This is a genomic window from Microcoleus sp. B4-C1 (assembly GCF_036705285.1).
Classification (GTDB): Bacteria; Cyanobacteriota; Cyanobacteriia; order Cyanobacteriales; family Microcoleaceae; genus Microcoleus.
Genome location: NZ_JAUBUC010000036.1, coordinates 44,489 through 65,244 on the forward strand (window position 1 = coordinate 44,489; position 20,756 = coordinate 65,244).

A 20,756-nucleotide genomic window follows, 5' to 3' on the forward strand; every position below is an offset into this window, starting at 1 on the left:
AGCATTAATTTGATGGGTGAATTAATAAGTCTAAACCCCAATAACAACACGGGTACGATTCCCGATGAAATCGCCCGCGACAGCGAATTCCAAGCAGCGGATGCTGCACACGTAGAGCATCCAAATCCTCATGATCAATACCTCACTCAATCAGAAGCGGATGCAAGGTATCTAGGCACCGGGGGAGGGACGGGCATCGCGGCCACGATTTCAATATCGGCGATCGAGGGTGCGCTGCGCTCCAGATTTCGATCGAATTTCTTCATCGAATCCCACTATCTAGCCACAGCAGGGAATGGAAATTTTCCAGCCAGCTTTAGTAACGGGGGATTTGGATTTATTCGAGCGGAAGTTGATCGACCTGGAATCCTGAACCTGTCAACAGGCTCAAATTCTAACGGATTTGCAGTTTCCTCAACAGGAATGGGCAACAACGCTTCGGGGATTATTCTAGATGATGGGCCTATCACTTATGTTGGGATTATCAAAATCCCTGTACTTAGGGATGTAACTAATGATTTTGTGGTCGAGGTGGGTTTTCAGTCGTCAGGGAGCACGATCGGGATTGATGCTTGCTGCTTTGTTTACGATGCCAGTTCGGCTAACTGGCAATGCCACACTCGAACAAATGGGGATTTAGCCATAATCATCACAGCTACTCCTGTCGTTGCTAATCAATGGTTGGAACTGCAAATTGCAGTAAGTAATGGAATTGCAATTTTCACAATCAACGGAATTCAAGTATTAAGTACATCCCAAAAACTGCCTTTATCTCCTCGAATGGTGGGAGCGGGGATTGATATTCGGAAAACCACAGGAACCAGTGGCCGTGATACCTGGATAGATTATCAATCTGTAGAGCAAATCTTTGATCAATCTGCGAATGCCATTATTGAAGTGCAAGGGCGAGCATTAACAGATGAGGATATCCCCGCAACAATAGCACGAGATACTGAAGTTGACTCAAAAATTGCTAGTGCAATTCTAGCAAGTACAGGTGTTTTTTGGGGGAGTTGGAACTTTCTTGAGATGCTAGTAGAGAATGCTAATTTAAAAATTCGCCGATCTGGAACTCTGCTCCAGATTCAAGGGGAAATTTACATAACGATACCACCAGATACATTCTATGTAACCCTAGCTAATATTCCACAGGAATTCTATACCTTGCGACCCAAGACGTTTCCTGTTTCTGCTTACCCCTATTCGGGGAACCCCGTCTACGCAACTTTTGGGCTAATCGTTTATGGCGTTTCTCAGATCGGATTAGATCAGCCACAAATTGCAGCGGGAATACCTACACGCTACGATATCGATCAAGTTTTGGCAATAGATTAATTCGTAATCGAACGGTCGGGTTTCGCGATCAAAAAAGCGAGATACTGTAAATACCTCGCTCAGACTATCATCAAGTACGCTATCAATTCAAATCTTCACTACCTGAACCGCCATCTACTTCTTCATAATCCGGATCATCTTCATCGTACCCCCAACAATGCTCGCAGTGTAAGCACTTGTAAAATCCAAAATCCTCATCATACTTAACATCTTGCGAACCACATTGCGGACAAAATTTATCCAGCACTTTTTGAGTTTGTGTTTTCATATTTTCCGGTAAATACTTATTTTACAACAACCTGCTGATATTGAAAACGAGCTGCTTCGTATCGCTTATCACTGCCAGATTTTACTATTCCCCAGATTGCTTGAATAGCAGAATTTTGAGACATACCCTTTCGCTTGCAAGCTATAATCACAGCTCGCACTTCGGGTAAAAGTGGAGCCATCGGATCGGGAAACTGCCACCCTGCGGGGATAGGATCGAAATCGGTGGAATCAAGGTGCAGTAAAGACTCTAACTGGTGGAATGACTGGGGGAGAGATGGTGGAGAATCGCTAGACACTGGTGGAGTCTCCACCCTGAAATCCACCACCTTTGAATCCACAAACGGAACAAGAACCTCGCGCCATTCTCGCGACGAATCAAGCTTTATCCGTGCTTTGCCAGAAGCTTTCGGCTGGCTCGATTTATTCAAATCAACATCAGCCAAAAATTCAACTTGTAACATTTTTTGGACTAAATTACTCAACCCTGAAATGCCAAATAGACAAGACTGAGTATTGTTGTGAGCAGCAAAGGTTACAGGCATTTCTTGCTTACGCGACTTAGTAACGGCAAGTCTGGCGAATTCTTTTAAAAGCTCCTCGTCTTTGATAAAATCGCCATAAGTCGTGCATTCATCACAAATTAATGCAATAGCTTTATTGTCCCTCCATAAATTCTTTCTCCATTCATCTTCAGGAGTATCGGATTTAGCGAACTCCGTATATCTCACTTTCAACTCCTTTAGATATCGGCGAATTTCACGCTCTATTTCATCCCAAAGGTGATAACTCTCTAAACCCCTCCACTCAGAGCGGTTACTATCGGGGTCTAGCACTATCACCCGATATCCTTGCTCTTTTTTGCGCTGCGCCAACAACCTCAAGAACCAGCTTTTGCCACCACCTTGATTCCCCCATGCTAACGCCGTTTGGGAATCAAAAATTTCAACCCAACGAGCGGAATCAGAGAGAGAAGGGGCAGAAGAATCCGATTCCTCTACTTTGCCTTGCTTGGCAATTTCATCTAGTGTTCCTGGACTTGCGTGGGGAAGGGCTGGCAAATCCAATGCGAATTTGTCAGTAAAAATAGTGCGGGTTTGTGTGAGCAGTGTCGCCTTGTTCAAGTCAACCTTAGTCTGGATTTCGTCAGTTACAAACTGCAAATAAGCAGCGGCTTGTAGTTGCTCACCTTTTAATCGCGCAGCCTCCCAAATTGATTTAACAGCCACTATCCAAGCTTGCTCTTCCTTATCTTCGCCTGCGAAGTGCAGCGCCGTAGCAAAAGCTCCGGCCCCAACGATCGCACCGACCAGCCGCAAAACTCCCGCGCCTTGTTGCCGATCTAAAACTTTTTCGTTGCCGACCAGCCAACAGGGTCGAACACGATCGCCCGACAAGACACACTGAGTATCAACGGGCTGGGTGCCGATACCGACGCCCAACCCTACGACACCAAGCGCTAACAGTAGTAGCAGCTTAATTCGCATATTTTACCGCCAGAAAAAGAGCAAAGATTGCGATCACCCCGATGCTCAGAGGCACTGTGGCAGCGGAAATAAATTCACTCAAGATTTGAAGGATTGGCAGAACAATATCCCAGTCACCACAAATTGAACCGATAACCACGGCGACGGCATCAACCCACGTCAGATCGGGACGATCGCAGCAATAGGCAACAGCTACAAATCTCAGGAGAATAGAACCCAGTCCCAGGCCTGGAATCAAACGCCCCAAAAGTGTCACTGCAAGAGCGCTACTACAAATCAATCCAGCCCTCGCGCCATCAACGGATAAATCACTAAAAATCTCACGACCTTTTTTTTGAGATTGCGCCGGGGGATTGTACCCCATATCATTGAAATCGAAAGTTTGAGAAGAGTAGATCGGCATCAATGTATCCATTATTTTCTCCCAAATAAACCACTAAAAAATCCACCTATTTTAGGTACAACAGCGGATGCACGGCCGACGGGTTCACCCTTCCAGTACGCTTCTTTTTGGGAGGCTTGAATTGCCAACTGCTTATCCAAGCTGGCAGATAAAGAAACTTGCTGCTCGTAAGAAGTACCAAGTTCTGTATATTTCGCAGCAACTGCTTTCGACTGAATCCCATATTTTCGGAGAATCAACGCAAGCTCTGACTGCGTTTCTACAGTTTTCAAACCGATTTTCGAGATACTTTCAGCCTTAATTACATTCAAGTCCAGATTAAAGCTGGCTTGCTCATAAACGAGTGCAGCCTCGTGCTTACCCGCAGCCCGCAGTCCGTTTGCAACAAATTTGACAATTGCTTCGTTCGTCTTAAAACCATGCTTTAGAGCTTCAAGTGCTAACTCTTCTATCTCCTTCTGGCAGTCCTCAATTATTGCCAAATTCTTGGCGAAAATCTTGGACTTTTTAACTTGCTCCTTGGCTTCTTTTGCATACAATGAACTATCCCTAACGTCATCATCTGACAAAACACCAAATTTAGAATAGGTTTGGTTAAAGAACTGCCCCACTCTTTGCGCTAGCGGATTTTGCTGAACAACTCTCGACAACATAATCAATCCCCTCTTAAATTTTTGACTTGACCGATCACCTCAATGCCGCGAGCATCTGTGACACCTTCCGCCCTCAAATCCGTGGCAGCTACGCGAACAGCTTGCTGAGAGTTTTTGGCTGTCACGATCAGGATTTTCGGGGTATTGTAACAGCGCAAGATTTTGACCTTGTAATAAGCCATGTTTAAGACTCCTGAAGCTTCTTGATACCAGCCGCCACTTCCTCAGTGAAACCGAGTTGGACTTCGGCGGCTGCCTGCTTTCCGAGGGCCCGCCCCAATTCCCTGTAATTGTTCAACAACCCGGATTTCAAAGCAGAAATTTGAGTCAAATTGGTGTCAGCCGCCACCGCTGCTGTAGAGGCTATCTGGTTGTGCAGATCGACAAACACGATCGCCGATGTCACGGGAGAAGGCTCTGACACCTTATCCACTAACTTACGAAGCTCAGCAAACTTCTGAGCATTCAAAAGTTTGATGGCATCTACAGCGACGTGGGAGTATTCAGTGGCACGAGCTCCCCCACGTCGCAAAATCTTAATATCTAAGGAGTAAATGCTGGTCAGCTTGGCGATCGCCCTCTGTAAAGCTGGCTTGTTCAAATCCAAAAGGCGTTGAATTTGCGCGGCGGAATACCAATCAATCGATTCTAATTCAGTACAATCGATTCGCTCGCAGTCAATATCAACAACATAGTCGGTTTCAGCTTCCATTTAGTCCTCTGGTTGTATGGAATCGATTCAAATCGATTCAAATCGATTTAAATCGATAACCCAATATTAAAAGGGATTCAACAGGAAAGGTACTAGCCACTGACCAACGATTAGTCACCGACCAAAATCGATTTGAATCGATTCAAACTCGCACAAAAAAGCCCCCTCCACAAGGGAGAGGGCTGCAACAATTTAATTAGGGTGTAACCGTGAGTATATCTCACCCAGGAGCCTCTTTATATATGGCTTAGGCTCCCTATATTTAGGGTCGCTTTCTGCTTTCAAGTAATTGTAGAGACTGTGCAGCGGTATCTCTGTTTCGCGGGAGATTTTATACACAGACCATTGAGTCAACTGTCGAAAAGTTTTCGGATCTAACGATTTATGTGATATATTCTGCATATCGCCTGCCTGGTTTAAGTAAGGTGATCGGCTCCTGGTTGTTTCCGCAACGCAGGAGCATTTTAATTTCTAATTCTTGGTAAATCTAGCGATCGAATATCCTTCGACAATCGCCACCTGCAACACAGCCAGCAGTTTAAGCCCCTCATTCGTCTGAATAGCAGCAGACGTGAGGACTTCCGGCATATCCGGACCACAACCGACTACACCCATTAAGTTTTCGCGAAACGAGCCGCCTTCACGCAAGCTGTAGGCAACGGCTTCTAGTAATGCCAACTTTTGGTCTAAATTCGCTTCACAAAATTCAGCACCAAAAAGCGCTGAGAGAGCGCTAGATACTGACGGCTCGTCAATTTCACCAATCCGTTCGTAGTCAATGCGAGTATCTTCGGTAATCATCTTTAATCAATTCCTCAAAAAATGAGCGATCGCCCTTGCGAACAAACACGATCGCCACAACAGATAAATGGGGAGAAACACCCGTCAGCCCGGATCGCGCACCACTAAGGCAGGTGCCGCCATCAAAAACTAGAAAGGGATGGGGTCGTAGTCAGCCTCAGAGTTAAAATTCGTAGAATCTTTTTCTGACTCTGGAGACTTTGGGGATTGCGATTCTTCCACCTCACCACGCTTTAATTCGTTGTGAAAGTGGACTACCAAAATAGCCGTCAGCTTGATGGCCGCTTCGGCGAGCCTAGGGTATTCTTCGAGTTCGTATTTGCCCGCTCCGATCATCGCGGACAACAACTGCGTTGCCACAACTTCACCGTGAGGTTGATTGCAATCAGGCTCGCAGAAATACTCGCGGATTGCTAACACCTGCTCCGGCGTGAGTTCTTGCATTCGGATCTAAACTCCCAAATATTTGCCTTTGTGTTGTACCTGAAACCACAGGACTTAACGTCATAAAATAACTGGTAAACCCTAATTTGCCCCTTAGTAGGAAACACCTCTAAAGCTCGGAGAATTTTAATCCGAAGCGATGGAGTAATTCGTCGCCCGATCGTCATCACATTGGCTGGCAGTGGCAAGTTATTGTCCGGCGAGGGCATCCCCTCCCGATCGGGGTCGTCATCCATGAAGGTTTTTGATCGATAATCGGCAGAGCAAATCAGCCGTAGGTAGCGCTTAGTGGCGAGTTTTCGGCAGTCTAGGTCGGGGTACTCGTCATAGCTCTCGAAAAAATCCGGACATCGAGGAGGAAAATCTGCCATATCTCACCTCATCAGCGACCACTTACGATCGCCCGTACTCCAGCGGTATCCCAAAGTTTTGAGATTGTCATAGAGCACCAATTTGTCGAGTCCCCTGCATCCTGGGAGGAATGCCAGAGCCTGTTCATATTTCTTGAGCTTGATTTTTGCCATAGGGTATAATCGGTAAGAGCTGGTGAAGGAAGGGCGATCGCAGGATCTACGTTGCGATCGCCCGGTTGCTTGGCTAGAGCGTAATCTTGCGGCGTCACCCGCAAGTCTGGAGAGGCGGTGAAGCGAGCCTCAAAATCTAAAATCTGAGTCCCAAAACCAAAAGTGTCCGAAATTTCGGACACTTTTTAGGTTTGACGGGAATTATTTTCGCTCTGGCCAAGTGGAAAATCAGCCAGAGTCTGTATCAATGTGGGGTTGCCATTCCGTTGGTGACAAGGAAATCATTTTATCCACAATTCCCTGAGCAGCAAGAAGTGCAGATTCTCGACTTCCAAAGGGTTGCGAGGAGTTGTGTACCATCACCCTGCCATATTCTGACTTACCAGGACATGGGTCTAGCGGCGACCAAATAGAGAAGCCGTGACCTGGAACAGGTTTAGTATTCTTCCACACCAAAATGATATGAAAATCCCGGTAAAAGCGATGCCATCTTTTCATTGCGTCCCCTCTGGTAGGTGTCGTCAGTCTTGGAAACTGTCCGAAATTTCGGACACTTTTGACAGAAACTTCGGTGGTTGCGCGGTTTCGCCCATCGCTTAAATCGCTTAAACTCTAGAAAAACCAGGTTTAACATGAACCTCAAACGACGAATCGAATGGCGCAAATGGTTTGGTGTGGCAGGCTGGATGGCGCTGGGTTACTTCATTGGCCGCCCCGATCAGTTGGAACGGATAGCTCAGAATCTAAATACCTGGGCCGAAAGCCAGCCTCGGTATATAATTCCTGCGACAGTAACGACCATCCATCAGCCAGTGTTAATCCACAGGCAACCAGTTATAGTCCGACCAGCCATAGTTGCAGTGCCTCAAACTCAGCCACAGGTTCAGAATGGCTGGAGCCAGCTTTCAGATCCACAAGCGCGGTTTTCTGTTCTGGTTCCAGGTGCCGTCGAGAAAAAAGGAAACTCCCAAGAGCAGACCTTCTCCGTGACGACGGCGAATGAGTTTTACAACATCAGACGCCAATTGAGCTTTCGCAATTCCGAACTCATCAGTGATAAAGGGAAGCAGGTATTTCTAGAAAATGTTGCCGACAATCTTAACCTTGAAGAGTTTAGAGTTGTCGGCAAGCGAAGTTTTGGGCTAAATGGGAATCCAGGAGTGGAGATCCACTTACAACATAGAGATGTCAATGTACCACCCACGGTAATGAGGCAAATCATTGTTGGTGATCGCTTTTACTCACTTTGGGTGACAACTCCCTACCCACAGAATGCTCAAACATTTTTGAGTTCGTTCCGCCCACACTAGACAGCGCTAGACAATAGCACTAGACAAACGAATAGGTGGAACATCAGCCTCTCCGATCAGCGCGATCGGGGAGGCTGAACTATTTAATTTTCAAGGTTCGGTACAGCCAATATCTTTTTTTCAGTACGGTGAGAGTTCAACTCTACAAATGCTTGAACAACTTCATCGGCGGTGCAGTTATACGTCTGCATAATCTTAGGAACCAATAACACATGAGGAGAGGAAATACCCCTTTCCCATTCGCTGATAGTTGATTCCCTCACCCCAATAAGGTCAGAAGCCTGTCTTTGCGTTAGTTTTACTCGTCTTCGTAAGAACACAGGAGTTAATGGTTGTTTTCTTTCTTGTGTCATAGTATAGTAAAACTAACGGAAAAACGCAAGTGTTTTTCCGTTAGTTCCCGTAAAGGACAAAAAACAGCAGGCCGGTGATTAGCGTCCACGGTCTGCTGACTCAAATATAAGTTTCAAACCGACGAGATCGATCGGACTGAGCGATATAAGTCCTGCGGGCATTCGTTCGCCGAAGAATCCGGGGTTACCACCCTTGTATCTTGAGTCACCCCAAACGAGGGAAAGGTATCTCACCCCCCACTTACCGAGCAACGATGCCAAAAGCCTTTTCGCTGGTTTTGATTGTCGGGTTTTGCTTACATTTCTCCGCCACGCCAGATACTCCGCCACCACCGGGAAGCGGTCGGCGCGAGCCTCACATTCAGGAGGTGATTCCCATGTAAAACAGTTCGAGCGCTGAGATTTTCATTGCATTTGACTAATGGCTTCCAGCGATCGCTACACAGAGGGCGATCGCTTCCTCCCCCCTCTCCCTTACACACAAAAGGATGCCCGCTATGGTCACGGCAACCAGTAAACCAATATCACCACCAACTCGCCCCGCCGACATGACGCGGGAGCAAGCCGAAACAGTAACCCAGCAAATCAAGGAGAACTTCGACAGCTTAGGCAATATGCTGCTCGCCGCTCGTGAGCAGAAAGCTTACAAAGTATTGGGATATCGGAGCTTTGAATCTTACTGTCAAAGCGAATTCGGCAAATCCAGCAGCACGGCTTACCAGGCGATCGAAGATGCAAAAGTGCGATCGCAATTAGAGGCCCGCATCTCGGAGAACTATGGTGAAGAAGTAACCCTCAAATTCCCATCCTCACACCTGCGACCCTTAAAAGCTGTAGAAGATATTGACGACAAATTGAGAGCAATTGAGTACGCTCAAAAACTGGCAGAAGGCGAAGGGAAAAAGCCTACAAAGCAGCATCTAGAAATAGCCGTATTTGAAATTTCAGGCAAACGTTCAGAGGATTTCAGAAGTGCTATTCAAAAGCTGGGATTCGTCAAAGGGGTACAAGTCGAAACAATATCACCTATCAAAAAAGACAGAGGCATTGTCACCAATCTTGATAAGGCTGGGCTGATTTATGTAGAGCATTATTACGGAAATAATAAATCCGTGCCCTACCGTCCAACAGAATTAAGAATCTTAACTGACAAAGAGAAACCTGCTAACCCGTTAGAAGGCAGCGTCGCCGCCAAGGGTGACAGAGTATTGATTTATGCAGAAGGCTTGCAAGGTAAAAAGGGAACTATTTACACCTGGAAGGAAGGTAAACAAACACTGGTAATGATTGATGGGCAAAACAGCCCAAGTTTGATTGCCTATGCCGAAATGGAACTGATTAAGCCTGAGCAAAAAAATACTAACTGGGAAGCCGATTTAAGCTGGGATACCACAAAACAGACCTATTACTATTTTCAAAAAGAAGACCTAATATATTCTAACAAGTGGCCTGCCGGCTTAACCCTATCCCCTTACTCCCACGAATTAAGCCCGATCGATTTCATGGCATCCTGGGAGGACAAATTCGCAGGGGAGCTACTGGAAGGACTGGCTACACCCGCGAATTTGAAGACGTTGGTGTTGTCAAAGGCGATCGAACTCCCAGAGCAACAAGGAAAGGAATTTGTCACCGATTTGATTGCCAGCTTAAATCAATTATTTCCGCAAGTTTCCAAACCCCCTAAAGCTATGGGAATAAGCTTTAGTCGGACAATCAACGAATTGACTTCCGGCAGAAAAACGCAAACCCGGCGCGCGTGGCAAGATGACTATGCCAAAAATTTCATTCGATACTTTGACGAAAATATCGCCATCCCAGCACTAGACAAAGGGCGACACCGTGGCGGCTGCGAACTAGGATTTATCAAGCTTACTCAACGCCCATACCAACAGTATTTGTCAGAAATGTCACCCACCGACCTGCAAGAGGAAGGCGGCATGGTTGCCACAACACAAGAATTTATCGACACATATTTTGAAGGTCAAGACAAGCTAGTCTGGGTGCTGCATTTTGAATTCCTTGCCACACTCAACGCCAGAAATGCAGACACGTTAGTAGCAGAAAACCAGCAATTACGTGAACGCTTAGCCGAAGCTGAAGCCGCTATAGAAGCAATAGTAAATACAGCGTGTACAGCTTCGCCCCTGGCGTCCTCAGAAGTCGTTGAATTTTTACTCAAAAATACCCCCGAAACTTCAACGCCAGGGGACACCGCAGCGCACCCCGATTTCTTACTAGAAAATAACTCCGAAATCGCAAGCCCAGGGGACACCGCAGCGCACTTCGATTCATGGAAAGAATTACTGGCAAGCAATGGATTTATACCTGTCCCCTATCAATTGGAAGGATTTTTCAAAGGTCACTGGCGAGGATGGAATTTCTTTTTTCACTCCCCCAATGGTGGAGCAATAGCAATAGACATCGCCAACGAGAAAGAGGAAATGTTTACGAGATGCACCGAGGTTGATTTCGATATCGACTTAAACAACGAAGAAGCAATTGTCAACTGGGTGAGAGGAGTTATCAACAAAGTAGAAGATTTTTGCCCCGGTCAATTAGCACTCGATCTCGATACTGGAGAAAGTACCGACTTATTAGAATCAGCACCAGCTATTCAATCTATCCAATCTCTAAAGCAAGATATCAACTCAGCCATTACAACAAGAAAAAAGAAGACTGAAGATGAGTTAGAGGAATTAACGCAGGAACTACTACGAACCAAAAATGAGAAGAAGATACAAACAATAAGAGCAGATATCAGAACACTAGAAACCAGACTAAAGGATATTGCCAATTTTGTAACCAGCCGAATCGGCGACTCGGTGATTAGGAATAAATTTCCAGAGAAAAAAGGAATTATTGAAAAATTAGACGTATCTGTGACAGGATTACCAACGGCATGGGTAATGTGGCCCCAAGAATATGAAGAAGAACCCAATTCACCACAAGAACACACTATCGGAACCCTAACAAATCTTAGTAGCGCTAGCCGTGGTGAGAAATAGTATGCAAAAACCACTAGGCAGACCACTATCAAGCGACTGGGTATCTACATCCCAAGCAGCTTATGAATTAGGAATTAGCAGAAATCATTTACTCAATTTAAAAACTGACGGCACCTTTAAGTTAGGTCGCCACTGTCGCGATATTCGGCGCACAAATTCCATGCGAGCTACCTATAAATGGAATCTCCGGCCCCTTATCCAATATTTTCTGAAGGAGGGGGAGATTCGCTAGCTATGCAAAAAACTTTGACCGCCAGTGAATCCCTATTAACTTACCCGCCCGACTGGATTGTAGAGCCAGTCGTGGGTAAGCGGCCTATACGAACAAACTGGACAAAGACCGATTTAGATCGCCTTTCATCCCTCGCAGAATTAGAGAGCGGCAGGGCGACAGGTTTGGGATTGAAGCTTGGCAAGGGATTTCTAGCGATTGATATTGACGGCCCATCCGCTGCCAAACTACTCGAAAAGTTAGCTGGGGAAAACGACCTCTCCGATTTCTCGAAAACAACCGCATGGACTAGCGGCCGCCCTGGTAGAAAGCAGTGCCTTTTTTGGGTGCCGGAAGCCGCTTGGGAGCGAGTTAGATATCAGAAAATCCTCACCGGTGTCGTAGGAGATGACGGCAAAAAAGAGTGCCTAGAATTTCGTTGGGTAGGTCATCAAAGCGTATTGCCGCCATCCATCCATCCGGACACGGGCAAGCCGTATCTTTGGATAAATAATCCACTACAATCTCCACCGCTTCAAGCCCCTGAATGGTTGGTTGAATTGTGTGAAAGTCAGCAGAGCAAGAAGGCAAACGATAATTCACGGATACAGAAGACTAAGCGTATTACCGCCAACCGTGAAACGTACAGCGAGGTCAATGATGATGGATTGGATTTAGTCAGATTTCCCGCCCGATTGTTCTCCCATTTTGGCCGCCAGATGTCGATCTGGTTGTTAGCGCGTCGCTTCGATTTATCGCGCCACCGTCACGGGGGGAAATCCAAGGGCTCAGGGATTGGAACATTCACACTGTTAGCAGCTAGCAGAATACTTGATCGCTCCAAACATCGGGTGCGCCGCTTGCTATGTGAGGCCAAAAAGTCGGGTCTTATCCGCAACTTTCATCAGAAAGGGGACTGGGTAAAGGTCTACTACACAAGTTTTGAAAAAGTTGTTGTGATCGCCGGCCTGGAAAAAATCGGCCCGATCGCCGCCATTGATATAGATGATCTGAGCTCGCTGCACATCCTCGCCACAGAAATCGAAGCTCAAAATCAGCAAAAGCTTTCACTCTACTGCAAACGTCAGGAGGAAATCGAACAGATAAAAGCTCAGGGATTAGACCCTGAAAAAACTCCCAGCCGCATTGTGCAGCCGGGGGCTCTTCACACCTGCGAATTACCGGCGCGGGTACTGGCAAGGGGCTCTCGTTTTCTTTATTGCGAGTCGGGATTTAATTTCTACGGTGGGAGTCAAGAGGCGATCGCCAACAATCGGGAAGTATCTCCGGCAACTGTTAGCCGACACCTCTCAAACTCCTATCGTTTGGAATCTACACCAGTTCAACAAAAGCGATCGGGAATTCCCCCAATTGTCAAAAAGCAGTTGCTCGAAAAACTGCCGCAATTGAAGGGAATGCCCGCCGCTTTGTGCGCGGAGGATGGCTTGCTATTCTTACACGATAACTGGTGGAAACCTCATCCGAACATCTATTTGCTGGAGCATAGGCTAGTTTCAGCCCGTCGCCGAAGGAGCCGCATCCAGGCACAAAAATAGATAAGAGAAATTTATACTTGGAAACAGCCGAGGCCAAAATTTTAGACAATAAGTTTTACTTAATTAACTTCTTGATTTCAAGAGATTTAGAAAAGTCAAAACCCACAGCTAAATGCCAAGGCTTCAAAAAAATTTCTAATCAAACCGGGGAAAGGAAAAGCAAAAACGATCAGAGTCTAAAAACGTCCGATTTTTCGGATACTTTTGGCAGAGTTTTACTGTACACAAAAGAAACAGAACAACCACTATGGACAATACAGTATCAACCAATCGGGGAAAATTTGTAGCAGCGGTTTCAAAAGTCCTTTCTGGAAAATATACCGAAACCGCTGGGAAGGCTCAATTAACAAAGATAGTTAATCAATGGAAAAAAGAAGAGCCTCGCAACGTTATTAAAAAGTCGATCGAAGAATACCTACTAACAATCGACTTGCCAAAAGAAGCCAATTGGATAACAAAAAGATACACTTATGTGCCCGGACTTTTTTGGCTGGAGAACTCTAGCAACAAGTACGGCGACACGGTGCTTGGATGGTATGACGACCCATTGCAAATCCAAGCTGAGGAACTCCCACTCAAACTTCATTGCCGACCCTTTGAGGATGACCGTTATATTGAAGTCCTTGACTGGTCAGGGTGGCAGCACAAAGGATTTGCCGCTGCAGAAGACTTACCTTTGCGCTGCCACAATAATCAGGTTGAGATTCCTATAGAAAAAACGTGGTTTTTCGCAAAACTCAAATACGCTGCGCCGTGCCAACTACAGTGGGAAAGAAAGTACAATGACATACCGGAAGAGAAAGGGCTTTACGTTCTTCGATCTATTATTCCTTATGGATTTTGGCAAGCCTGGAAGTGGTGGCCAGAAGCGAGAGAATGGTATTATAAACACCGCCCAGAGCTTTTTGAAGAAGAGGAAATTTGGGGCGAAAAATTAACGTGGCACGAACCTCCGAATAGTTATTCCGTTGTTTTAAGCCCCAATAATAGCCAGCTAGTAAAAAATCAAATATTTCATATTGAGGAATAAAGAAAAATATCAAAGTTTGTCGCAATAAGTTAACAGTAGGCGATCGTAAGCTTGCTGTTGATCGCGCTTATTGAGAGCCAAGTGATAAGTCTGTGTGTGTGTCGCGAGGCTGTGACCCATTTGCTTCGCAGCTAGTGAAACATCTAACCCAAAACTCATCGCCCGAATCGCCCAAGCGTGGCGCAAATCATAGGCGCAAAAATTGGCGGGCGACCTCGCGAAAAACTTACAAACGCGATCGCCAAAGTCGGCATGACAGTTGCCAGTAACAGGCGGCCTCTTGACATTCTGCAAGTCCCACTTCTCCGCCCATTCCGGTCTAAGCGGCCAGCACTGCCGATAGCCGGTTTTGCCTTCTAACACTTGGGCGATCGGAAACTCGCTCAAATCCAAATAAAACGCTTCGTGATCGCGCAAACCGTAAGCAGCAATTACCCCATAAACCCACTGCCACTCAGGATTCTGGATTTGGTCGAAGCAAGCCGCGATAACGTCATCTGGGGGTAAGTATCGAGGCTGTACTTTTGTCGGGGAGTAGGAGCCAAGCAAATCACTCACGTCCAAATCAATCCCCGCAAATTGAGCGAGCTGACGAAATGCTAAACAAAAGCGGCGCCGCTGCCGGGTATTGGGTGTCGTTTTTGAGATCGCACTTAAAAACACATCTGGGGCGATCGGCTCATCTGCGGCCAACTGATTAAAAGGTTGCAGATAATCGGTTTTCCAAGTTGTCGCGCAAACCGCACCTCGCTTGCTTTGCTCGAATTTCGCCAACCAATCGGCGATCGTCTCAGGCGGCTTAGAATTGCCGCCACAGTAATCAGCCCAGTCAAATTTCCTAGCATCCCGCAAATAACCCACCTTGCGAGCTTCCTTCTCAGCCAAAGATATTCCGGCAATATTCGCATGGATGCCTAGCGCGATTTGCTGCTGGCACGGCGATAACTTGCTGGAACCGGGGCGCGGGGGGAGCACGGCCCGAAGATAAAGGCGATCGCCCCGCTGCAAAATGGAGACCCCTGTCTTGGCTGCCTTCAATCGGCCGTTTGCCTGATTGATTTTTGGATTGTTTGGCACTGACTTAAAACTGCACTACTTTGTCTAACCAATTATATGTGATTGTGTGCGATTTACAATCCGCAACAATCACCTAAACCTTGACTTGTAACCGTTTCGAGCTATTTAAAAACATGACTTAAAAAGGCGGCACCCAGATTTGAACTGGGGGTGGAGGTTTTGCAGACCTCTGCCTTACCACTTGGCTATGCCGCCGTTACGTCTGAAATTTGACGTTTTCTTATAGTACACCAAATCTCAAAAATTTTAACATACCTGTCAAAAATTTCGTAAAGCGCAGCTATCCCCTAGGGAATCGCCCTTTTTTCCCATATCCCCAAAACCCATCCGAGGCTATTCTAGAACTACATCGATCGCCCGCAACACCAGCCATGACACCAGTTTCTCCCCTACTCGTCGCCCAAATCACCGACACTCACTTGTTTGCAGAGCTCGATCGAGAATGGAAAGGCCTCTCAACAACCCGCACCCTCCAAGCAGTTCTCGATCGCTTGCAACAGATACAGCCGCCGCCCGACTTACTGCTGCTGACAGGCGACTTATCCCAAGACGAAACACCCGAATCCTACCAGCGCCTCGTCTCCCTCATCGCCCCCCTCGGAATTCCCGCCTACTGGATACCTGGGAACCACGACAACATCCCAGTCATGCAGCAAATATTAGATAAGTCGCCTCTTTCCCCAGAAAAATCATGGATGCTAGGAAACTGGCAATTTCTATTACTTTCGAGTGTGGAAGCCGGATGCGACGGCGGGCGGCTTTCCCCAGAAAGCTTGAATTGGCTAGACTCTCAACTGCAACAAACGGGCGATCGACCTGTTATTATTGCCTTGCACCATCATCCTTTGCCGATCGACTGTGAAATAATGGATGGAATGATGCTGCACAATGCCGATGAATTTTTGGCAATTGTCGATCGATATCCTCAAATCAAAATCGTTCTTTGCGGCCACATTCACCAAGAATTTCACCAACAGCGGGGCTTAGTTACCTACTTGGGGACACCCAGCACCTGCCTCCAACTTTTACCGAAAAGCCATCCGATTATAGTTGACGAAATCCCGCCGGGATTTAGATTGCTTGAATTGGCGATCGACGGTACTTGGAAGACCAGAGTTGAGCGAGTTACCGAAGCATCGCCACCCCTTTAATAATTTTCGATAGCCTAAAATTTATTTTTATCAAATTTACATTTTTTTGTCAATCCATCAACAGATAGATTGTTGTGAGCAACCCCATCTATTATGATAAGTATAGGCTTTAGATTGCAGGCATAGCTAGAGTGAGCGGCAACGAATAAAAATATATCTAGCAACTTTACAAAACAGGAAAAACTAAATATATGTCTGAACTCAATGGCGTCATGATGCAGTATTTCCACTGGTACAGCCCCGACGACGGCAGCCTGTGGAATCAGCTAGCGAAATCTGCAAAAGATTTAGCCAAAATAGGCGTTACATCCCTGTGGTTGCCACCCGCCTATAAAGGAACCGGCGGCGGTATGGATGTGGGTTACGGCGTCTACGACTTATTCGATTTAGGCGAGTTCGACCAAAAAGGGTCGGTACGCACGAAATACGGCACAAAAGATGAGTATTTGGCCGCGATTAAAGCTGCCCAAGATGCTGGAATTCGGATTTATGCCGATGTTGTCCTCAACCACAAATTAGGTGCCGATGCAGAAGAAGAAGCCGAAGCCACACCCTTCAATCCCGACAACCGGAATGACACCGTAGGCGAATATCAAAAAATCAAAGCTTGGACGCATTTTACCTTCCCCGGCCGCGACAAAAAATATTCCAGCATGGAGTGGCATTGGTGGCATTTTGACGCCATTGATTACAACGTTTACAACACAGAAAACCATGCCGTTTACCTGCTAAAAGGCAAAGAATTCGATCAAGGAGTAGACTTAGAAAAAGGCAATTATGACTACCTGATGGGTTGCGATTTAGATATGGACAACCCAGAAGTAAGCGGGGAGTTAAAATACTGGGGTGAGTGGTATGTCGATACAACAAACGTTGACGGCTTTCGCTTCGATGCCGTCAAACACGTTAAAGCAGAATTTTTCCAAGAATGGTTGGAACACGTCCGCCACTATGCCCAACGCGACCTATTTGCCGTCGGCGAATATTGGTCTTACGAAGTGGAAGCTTTGCACTACTTCCTGGAAGCAACTGGCGGTAAAGTCTCCTTATTTGACGCGCCCCTCCACTACAACTTCCACGCTGCTAGCAAGGCCGGCAATAGCTACGATTTGCGAACAATTTTTGATAACACTCTCGTCCAACAGCAACCTGCCCTCGCCGTTACCTTGGTTGACAACCACGATTCGCAACCCTTGCAATCCCTAGAATCAGTTGTCGAGGCTTGGTTTAAACCCCTTGCCTACGCTTTAATTCTGCTGCGGCGCGAAGGATATCCGTGCATTTTTTACCCGGATTATTACGGCGCTAACTATAAGGATACAGCAAATGATGGCAATGAATACGAGATTTGGTTAGACAAACATAAGTTTATGGTAGATAAATTCTTGTTCGCGCGCCAAACTTATTCCTACGGCAATCAGTACGATTACTTCGACCACGCCAATACCATTGGCTGGACGAGACTCGGAGATGAAGAACATCCGGGCGGTATGGCTGTGGTACTCAGTAACGGAGGCGATGGCACTAAGTTTATGGAAGTCGGACAGCCGAATCGAACTTATATTGACATCACCGAACACATCCAAGAACCAATCACAACTAATGACGATGGTTGGGCTGATTTTCGGTGTAACGCCGGTTCTGTTTCGGTTTGGGTGCCACAGCCGTAAGAACTGCGTTAAAATTGACGTACTCCTCTGCCTAAAGTAGGGTGTGTACTGCACACCTTACCGCTATAATTAGTACATTAAACCACTTTTTACTTTCATAATTTTGATGACGAAAAGTTGTTTGTAGTGAGGACTAAAGTCCTCTCTATAGTATTATTTTTATGCTATGCGATCGCCCCAAAAAATATTTATATAAAAAAATATGAAACTTTCAGAAAAAGTTGCAGTTATTACCGGCGGTGGGTCGGGTATTGGTCATGCAGCAGCAATTTTAATGGCCAAGGAAGGCGCCAAAGTTGCTATTATCGATCGCATTTTGGAAACGGGGCAAGAAACCGTCCGCCAGTTGGTCAATGAAGGAGGCTGCGGGCTGGCTATTGCCGCAGATGTTGGGGATTATCAGCAAATGCAAAAAGCATTTCAAACAATTTTTGACAAATATCAAAGAATTGATATTTTGTTTGCCAATGCGGGTATTAACGGTGTATGGTCGCCGATAGAGGAGATAGAACCCGATGAGTGGGATCGGACAATTAACACCAACCTTAGAGGAACATTTTTGGCTGTTAAGTATGCTGTTCCTCATCTGAAAAAACAAGGAGGTTCAATTGTAATTACATCCTCGATTAATGGCACCAGAAGTTTCAGGAAAGTTGGTGCAACGGCCTACGCTTGTTCAAAAGCTGCCCAAGTAGCCTTTGCAAAAATGCTGGCGCTAGAACTCGCAGCCTGCCAAATCAGAGTCAATGTGATCTGTCCGGGCGGGGTGCTAACTGCAATTGAAGAAAGCACCGTTAAGCGCCATCTCGATCGCATTCCAGTCCCGCCTGATTCCATTCAAGACATGATTCCTTTGACGGATAATACCGCAGGTTCTAGCGAAGAAGTCGCCCAATTAGTGTTATTTCTGGTATCACATTCCTCCAGCTTCATCACAGGTACTGAAGTCTGGATTGATGGTGGCGGTTCTTTGATTTAAAATCTCAATAGTTTATTTTTATCACTCGGCGGTTGAAACGGCTTCTTGTCAAATTAAGTCCGCCTGCGCGGACTAAGAAATAAGAATTTCTAATGACTAATTATGAATTGTTTGACAGCAGTTTGCAATGTCTGCGGCAGCCACTTATCGTACTGAGGATAAACAGGCAAACGCTTTACGAGTTGCCATCCTGCTGCTGCTAAAATTTCTGTTAAAGTTTGGTGTTGCAGGTGAGGATAATCGGGATTAACTTCATCCCGCGGCCCGATTCCTCCTAAATCTCTAGCACCTGCTTCTAAACAAGCCAGCAATATGTCTGGTTGTGCAACTAAATTGGGCGGAATTTGTAGGGCAATTTCATCAGGTAAAATGCTGCGGGCGATCGCAATTACTTCGGGCATTTTTGTAGCATCAAAAACTTCACCGTCCCAACTTTGTTGATTTCCGGGACTGTGTGGCTGGAGGATAACTTCTTGAATGTGATTGTATCGCGAATGAATGCGGGCGATCGCCTCTAAAGTCTCCACCCAATCTGCCTCACTTTCCCCAATTCCCAGCAGCAAACCAGTTGTGAATGGAATCTTTAATTCCCCAGCAAATTCTAACTGTTGGAGCCGCAGCGTCGGCACTTTACTCGGTGCGTGTCGATGAACCGTTTGTAACAAATGTGGGGCAAGCTGTTCTAGCATCAGCCCCATCGATACATTTACCTCTTTTAACAGTGCCATCTCCTCAAAGCTGAGCGGCCCCACATTAGTATGCGGCAAAAATCCCAGAGCAAGTGCCAGTTCGCACAAATCGTAAATCCGCTGCAACCAAGCTTTTCGCCGTTGACTGTGAGGATGTACCTCGCCGCTGAGGATGAGAATTTCAATTACACCTTGAGTTTGCAGCAAGTTGAGCTGTTTTTCGGCTTCTGCGAGTGTTAGCCAAGGACTTTGCAGGGGTTCTGCCCGAAAATTGCAATAGGTGCAGCGGTTAAAACACTCGTAAGTGGGAACGAGGGTATAAGCAGGGCTGTAGGTGACGGTGCGAGACATTCCTTGGGATTTTTATCGATCGGACTTACGCAACAACATATATCTGTGCAGTGCGAGTTTTGCGGTTGGCGATCGCAACCCTTCATCTATCTTAACACTGACGCCCGTCCCGAATCTCGTTGCCCAGGTAGATTATGAGTATTCTTCTTTCGTGGGCGATCGTCCACAAATTCCGCATTCAGCTTTTCAACTCCTTATATAGCAAGCCTTCTGGCTTTTAAAAAGCATAATTTATGACACATATAAGAAAAACTGTTCTTAAAAGGCCTTTACAAACTGAAATAAAAGCTTTATGTTTATTTACATGGCGGAACACAAAGCCGTCACGAACATTGAAAACCAAATAAAGCAATCATAAACAAATGACAACAACCTTACAGCAGCGCGAAAGCGCCAATGTCTGGGAACGCTTTTGTGAGTGGGTAACATCAACCGACAACCGCATTTATGTAGGTTGGTTCGGCGTCTTGATGATTCCTACACTCCTGAGCGCCACCATCTGCTACATCATCGCCTTCATCGCTGCTCCTCCAGTGGACATCGACGGCATCCGCGAACCAGTAGCAGGTTCCTTGATGTACGGTAACAACATCATCACAGGTGCTGTTGTTCCTTCATCCAACGCAATTGGTCTTCACTTCTACCCAATCTGGGAAGCAGCTTCCCTCGATGAGTGGTTGTACAACGGCGGCCCTTACCAATTGGTAATTTTCCACTTCCTGATCGGTGTATTTTGCTACATGGGTCG

The 20,756-nt window shown here is 46.3% G+C and carries 24 protein-coding genes, 1 tRNA gene and 1 pseudogene; 12 read left to right on the top strand and 14 right to left on the bottom strand.

The window, feature by feature from the left end; all coding sequences use genetic code 11:
• The first annotated feature begins 12 nt into the window (after positions 1 to 12).
• On the top strand, positions 13 to 1,335 hold the full coding sequence (locus tag QUB26_RS16165; protein WP_333318787.1) for a hypothetical protein: 1,323 nt from the start codon (positions 13 to 15) through the stop codon (positions 1,333 to 1,335).
• An 82-nt stretch (positions 1,336 to 1,417) separates the two neighbouring features.
• Here QUB26_RS16165 and QUB26_RS16170 read toward each other — a convergent pair whose 3' ends face one another.
• From QUB26_RS16170 to QUB26_RS16215, 10 genes are all read right to left on the bottom strand, one after another.
• Entirely contained in the window at positions 1,418 to 1,603 is a 186-nt protein-coding gene (locus tag QUB26_RS16170) for a hypothetical protein (RefSeq protein ID WP_333318789.1), read from the bottom strand.
• 16 nt (positions 1,604 to 1,619) lie between these two features.
• Positions 1,620 to 3,089: a hypothetical protein gene (locus QUB26_RS16175; RefSeq protein ID WP_333318791.1), complete on the bottom strand. Its 1,470-nt coding sequence runs from the start codon at positions 3,087 to 3,089 to the stop codon at positions 1,620 to 1,622.
• Positions 3,079 to 3,504 carry a hypothetical protein gene (locus tag QUB26_RS16180; protein ID WP_333318793.1) on the bottom strand — a complete coding sequence of 142 codons (426 nt, stop codon included), beginning with the start codon at positions 3,502 to 3,504 and terminating at the stop codon, positions 3,079 to 3,081. Before QUB26_RS16180 ends, QUB26_RS16175 begins: the two co-directional genes overlap by 11 nt.
• Positions 3,504 to 4,145: a hypothetical protein gene (locus QUB26_RS16185; RefSeq protein ID WP_333318795.1), complete on the bottom strand. Its 642-nt coding sequence runs from the start codon at positions 4,143 to 4,145 to the stop codon at positions 3,504 to 3,506. Before QUB26_RS16185 ends, QUB26_RS16180 begins: the two co-directional genes overlap by 1 nt.
• Positions 4,146 to 4,147: 2 nt before the next feature.
• Entirely contained in the window at positions 4,148 to 4,327 is a 180-nt protein-coding gene (locus tag QUB26_RS16190) for a hypothetical protein (RefSeq protein ID WP_333293093.1), read from the bottom strand.
• Between the two features lie 2 nt (positions 4,328 to 4,329).
• Complete coding sequence (locus QUB26_RS16195) at positions 4,330 to 4,857, bottom strand: hypothetical protein (protein WP_333293091.1); 528 nt, start codon at positions 4,855 to 4,857, stop codon at positions 4,330 to 4,332.
• 471 nt (positions 4,858 to 5,328) lie between these two features.
• Positions 5,329 to 5,658: a hypothetical protein gene (locus tag QUB26_RS16200; protein ID WP_333293089.1), complete on the bottom strand. Its 330-nt coding sequence runs from the start codon at positions 5,656 to 5,658 to the stop codon at positions 5,329 to 5,331.
• 129 nt (positions 5,659 to 5,787) lie between these two features.
• A complete protein-coding gene (locus tag QUB26_RS16205) occupies positions 5,788 to 6,102 on the bottom strand; it encodes a hypothetical protein (RefSeq protein ID WP_333318797.1) in 315 nt (104 codons plus the stop codon).
• Between the two features lie 382 nt (positions 6,103 to 6,484).
• Positions 6,485 to 6,808, bottom strand: coding sequence for a hypothetical protein (locus QUB26_RS16210; RefSeq protein ID WP_333318799.1), 324 nt, complete (start codon positions 6,806 to 6,808; stop codon positions 6,485 to 6,487).
• A gap of 46 nt (positions 6,809 to 6,854) precedes the next feature.
• Entirely contained in the window at positions 6,855 to 7,124 is a 270-nt protein-coding gene (locus tag QUB26_RS16215; protein WP_333318801.1) for a hypothetical protein, read from the bottom strand.
• A gap of 134 nt (positions 7,125 to 7,258) precedes the next feature.
• On the opposite strand from QUB26_RS16215, the gene QUB26_RS16220 reads away from it, so the two are divergent.
• On the top strand, positions 7,259 to 7,936 hold the full coding sequence (locus tag QUB26_RS16220; protein WP_333318803.1) for a hypothetical protein: 678 nt from the start codon (positions 7,259 to 7,261) through the stop codon (positions 7,934 to 7,936).
• A gap of 83 nt (positions 7,937 to 8,019) precedes the next feature.
• Here the strand turns inward: QUB26_RS16220 and QUB26_RS16225 are convergent, their stop codons facing one another.
• A complete protein-coding gene (locus QUB26_RS16225) occupies positions 8,020 to 8,289 on the bottom strand; it encodes a helix-turn-helix transcriptional regulator (RefSeq protein ID WP_333318805.1) in 270 nt (89 codons plus the stop codon).
• A gap of 254 nt (positions 8,290 to 8,543) precedes the next feature.
• On the opposite strand from QUB26_RS16225, the gene QUB26_RS16230 reads away from it, so the two are divergent.
• The 5 genes from QUB26_RS16230 (at position 8,544) to QUB26_RS16250 (ending at position 14,091) form a co-directional block, all read left to right on the top strand.
• On the top strand, positions 8,544 to 8,672 hold the full coding sequence (locus QUB26_RS16230; protein ID WP_333308340.1) for a hypothetical protein: 129 nt from the start codon (positions 8,544 to 8,546) through the stop codon (positions 8,670 to 8,672).
• A 114-nt stretch (positions 8,673 to 8,786) separates the two neighbouring features.
• Positions 8,787 to 11,294: a hypothetical protein gene (locus QUB26_RS16235; protein WP_333318807.1), complete on the top strand. Its 2,508-nt coding sequence runs from the start codon at positions 8,787 to 8,789 to the stop codon at positions 11,292 to 11,294.
• 1 nt (position 11,295) lies between these two features.
• A complete protein-coding gene (locus QUB26_RS16240) occupies positions 11,296 to 11,526 on the top strand; it encodes a hypothetical protein (protein WP_333318809.1) in 231 nt (76 codons plus the stop codon).
• A gap of 2 nt (positions 11,527 to 11,528) precedes the next feature.
• Complete coding sequence (locus QUB26_RS16245) at positions 11,529 to 13,061, top strand: bifunctional DNA primase/polymerase (protein WP_333293073.1); 1,533 nt, start codon at positions 11,529 to 11,531, stop codon at positions 13,059 to 13,061.
• Positions 13,062 to 13,308: 247 nt separating this feature from the next.
• Positions 13,309 to 14,091: a hypothetical protein gene (locus QUB26_RS16250; RefSeq protein ID WP_333318812.1), complete on the top strand. Its 783-nt coding sequence runs from the start codon at positions 13,309 to 13,311 to the stop codon at positions 14,089 to 14,091.
• 9 nt (positions 14,092 to 14,100) lie between these two features.
• Here QUB26_RS16250 and QUB26_RS16255 read toward each other — a convergent pair whose 3' ends face one another.
• Positions 14,101 to 15,168, bottom strand: a complete 1,068-nt coding sequence (locus QUB26_RS16255) for a site-specific recombinase (RefSeq protein ID WP_333318813.1) — start codon at positions 15,166 to 15,168, stop codon at positions 14,101 to 14,103.
• Positions 15,169 to 15,292: 124 nt separating this feature from the next.
• A tRNA-Cys gene (locus tag QUB26_RS16260) sits at positions 15,293 to 15,363 on the bottom strand.
• A 176-nt stretch (positions 15,364 to 15,539) separates the two neighbouring features.
• Between QUB26_RS16260 and cpdA the strand changes: the two genes are divergently transcribed.
• From cpdA to QUB26_RS16275, 3 genes are all read left to right on the top strand, one after another.
• Positions 15,540 to 16,319 carry a 3',5'-cyclic-AMP phosphodiesterase gene (gene cpdA / locus QUB26_RS16265; protein ID WP_333318815.1) on the top strand — a complete coding sequence of 260 codons (780 nt, stop codon included), beginning with the start codon at positions 15,540 to 15,542 and terminating at the stop codon, positions 16,317 to 16,319.
• A 191-nt stretch (positions 16,320 to 16,510) separates the two neighbouring features.
• Positions 16,511 to 17,989, top strand: a complete 1,479-nt coding sequence (locus QUB26_RS16270; RefSeq protein WP_333318817.1) for an alpha-amylase — start codon at positions 16,511 to 16,513, stop codon at positions 17,987 to 17,989.
• A 202-nt stretch (positions 17,990 to 18,191) separates the two neighbouring features.
• Positions 18,192 to 18,968 carry an SDR family NAD(P)-dependent oxidoreductase gene (locus QUB26_RS16275; protein WP_333242780.1) on the top strand — a complete coding sequence of 259 codons (777 nt, stop codon included), beginning with the start codon at positions 18,192 to 18,194 and terminating at the stop codon, positions 18,966 to 18,968.
• A gap of 89 nt (positions 18,969 to 19,057) precedes the next feature.
• Here the strand turns inward: QUB26_RS16275 and cofG are convergent, their stop codons facing one another.
• On the bottom strand, positions 19,058 to 20,008 hold the full coding sequence (gene cofG / locus QUB26_RS16280) for a 7,8-didemethyl-8-hydroxy-5-deazariboflavin synthase subunit CofG (RefSeq protein WP_333242776.1): 951 nt from the start codon (positions 20,006 to 20,008) through the stop codon (positions 19,058 to 19,060).
• Between cofG and QUB26_RS16285 the strand changes: the two genes are divergently transcribed.
• Both QUB26_RS16285 and QUB26_RS16290 read left to right on the top strand, forming a co-directional pair.
• Positions 19,992 to 20,210: a hypothetical protein gene (locus QUB26_RS16285; RefSeq protein ID WP_333242773.1), complete on the top strand. Its 219-nt coding sequence runs from the start codon at positions 19,992 to 19,994 to the stop codon at positions 20,208 to 20,210. The two genes, cofG and QUB26_RS16285, sit on opposite strands and share 17 nt — an antisense overlap.
• Positions 20,211 to 20,370: 160 nt before the next feature.
• Positions 20,371 to 20,756: pseudogene (locus QUB26_RS16290) on the top strand (photosystem II q(b) protein); the annotation flags it as partial.

What these genes read in the sequence shown, in the direction of transcription:
- QUB26_RS16165 (WP_333318787.1), top strand. Translation starts at nt 13, where the DNA reads ATGGGTGAATTAATAAGTCTAAACCCCAATAACAACACGGGTACGATT.
- QUB26_RS16170 (WP_333318789.1), bottom strand. Translation starts at nt 1,603, where the DNA reads ATGAAAACACAAACTCAAAAAGTGCTGGATAAATTTTGTCCGCAATGT.
- QUB26_RS16175 (WP_333318791.1), bottom strand. Translation starts at nt 3,089, where the DNA reads ATGCGAATTAAGCTGCTACTACTGTTAGCGCTTGGTGTCGTAGGGTTG.
- QUB26_RS16180 (WP_333318793.1), bottom strand. Translation starts at nt 3,504, where the DNA reads ATGGATACATTGATGCCGATCTACTCTTCTCAAACTTTCGATTTCAAT.
- QUB26_RS16185 (WP_333318795.1), bottom strand. Translation starts at nt 4,145, where the DNA reads ATGTTGTCGAGAGTTGTTCAGCAAAATCCGCTAGCGCAAAGAGTGGGG.
- QUB26_RS16190 (WP_333293093.1), bottom strand. Translation starts at nt 4,327, where the DNA reads ATGGCTTATTACAAGGTCAAAATCTTGCGCTGTTACAATACCCCGAAA.
- QUB26_RS16195 (WP_333293091.1), bottom strand. Translation starts at nt 4,857, where the DNA reads ATGGAAGCTGAAACCGACTATGTTGTTGATATTGACTGCGAGCGAATC.
- QUB26_RS16200 (WP_333293089.1), bottom strand. Translation starts at nt 5,658, where the DNA reads ATGATTACCGAAGATACTCGCATTGACTACGAACGGATTGGTGAAATT.
- QUB26_RS16205 (WP_333318797.1), bottom strand. Translation starts at nt 6,102, where the DNA reads ATGCAAGAACTCACGCCGGAGCAGGTGTTAGCAATCCGCGAGTATTTC.
- QUB26_RS16215 (WP_333318801.1), bottom strand. Translation starts at nt 7,124, where the DNA reads ATGAAAAGATGGCATCGCTTTTACCGGGATTTTCATATCATTTTGGTG.
- QUB26_RS16220 (WP_333318803.1), top strand. Translation starts at nt 7,259, where the DNA reads ATGAACCTCAAACGACGAATCGAATGGCGCAAATGGTTTGGTGTGGCA.
- QUB26_RS16225 (WP_333318805.1), bottom strand. Translation starts at nt 8,289, where the DNA reads ATGACACAAGAAAGAAAACAACCATTAACTCCTGTGTTCTTACGAAGA.
- QUB26_RS16230 (WP_333308340.1), top strand. Translation starts at nt 8,544, where the DNA reads ATGCCAAAAGCCTTTTCGCTGGTTTTGATTGTCGGGTTTTGCTTACAT.
- QUB26_RS16235 (WP_333318807.1), top strand. Translation starts at nt 8,787, where the DNA reads ATGGTCACGGCAACCAGTAAACCAATATCACCACCAACTCGCCCCGCC.
- QUB26_RS16240 (WP_333318809.1), top strand. Translation starts at nt 11,296, where the DNA reads ATGCAAAAACCACTAGGCAGACCACTATCAAGCGACTGGGTATCTACA.
- QUB26_RS16245 (WP_333293073.1), top strand. Translation starts at nt 11,529, where the DNA reads ATGCAAAAAACTTTGACCGCCAGTGAATCCCTATTAACTTACCCGCCC.
- QUB26_RS16250 (WP_333318812.1), top strand. Translation starts at nt 13,309, where the DNA reads ATGGACAATACAGTATCAACCAATCGGGGAAAATTTGTAGCAGCGGTT.
- cpdA (WP_333318815.1), top strand. Translation starts at nt 15,540, where the DNA reads ATGACACCAGTTTCTCCCCTACTCGTCGCCCAAATCACCGACACTCAC.
- QUB26_RS16270 (WP_333318817.1), top strand. Translation starts at nt 16,511, where the DNA reads ATGTCTGAACTCAATGGCGTCATGATGCAGTATTTCCACTGGTACAGC.
- QUB26_RS16275 (WP_333242780.1), top strand. Translation starts at nt 18,192, where the DNA reads ATGAAACTTTCAGAAAAAGTTGCAGTTATTACCGGCGGTGGGTCGGGT.
- cofG (WP_333242776.1), bottom strand. Translation starts at nt 20,008, where the DNA reads ATGTCTCGCACCGTCACCTACAGCCCTGCTTATACCCTCGTTCCCACT.